1 rRNA gene is annotated in these 628 nt (G+C 52.7%); it reads right to left on the bottom strand.

Features of this window, described 5'->3' with window-relative positions:
• Positions 1–608 (bottom strand): 16S ribosomal RNA (locus AC0C45_RS30050); the annotation flags it as partial.
• Positions 609–628 lie beyond the last annotated feature (20 nt).

Here is a 628-nt window from a genome sequence, read left to right as displayed (position 1 = left end):
AGACTTAAGAAACCGCCTGCGCGCGCTTTACGCCCAATAATTCCGGATAACGCTTGCCACCTACGTATTACCGCGGCTGCTGGCACGTAGTTAGCCGTGGCTTTCTGGTTAGGTACCGTCAAGGTACGAGCAGTTACTCTCGTACTTGTTCTTCCCTAACAACAGAGTTTTACGACCCGAAAGCCTTCATCACTCACGCGGCGTTGCTCCGTCAGACTTTCGTCCATTGCGGAAGATTCCCTACTGCTGCCTCCCGTAGGAGTCTGGGCCGTGTCTCAGTCCCAGTGTGGCCGATCACCCTCTCAGGTCGGCTATGCATCGTTGCCTTGGTGAGCCGTTACCTCACCAACTAGCTAATGCACCGCGGGCCCATCTGTAAGTGATAGCCGAAACCATCTTTCAATCATCTCCCATGAAGGAGAAGATCCTATCCGGTATTAGCTTCGGTTTCCCGAAGTTATCCCAGTCTTACAGGCAGGTTGCCCACGTGTTACTCACCCGTCCGCCGCTAACGTCATAGAAGCAAGCTTCTAATCAGTTCGCTCGACTTGCATGTATTAGGCACGCCGCCAGCGTTCATCCTGAGCCAGGATCAAACTCTCCGAAGAAATGTTTGACTTGCTCAATT

The sequence above is a fragment of the Priestia sp. VA7 genome (assembly GCF_055710015.1).
The sequence above is the reverse complement of the archived record's forward strand: the minus strand, read 5'-3'. Positions and strand labels throughout refer to the sequence as shown.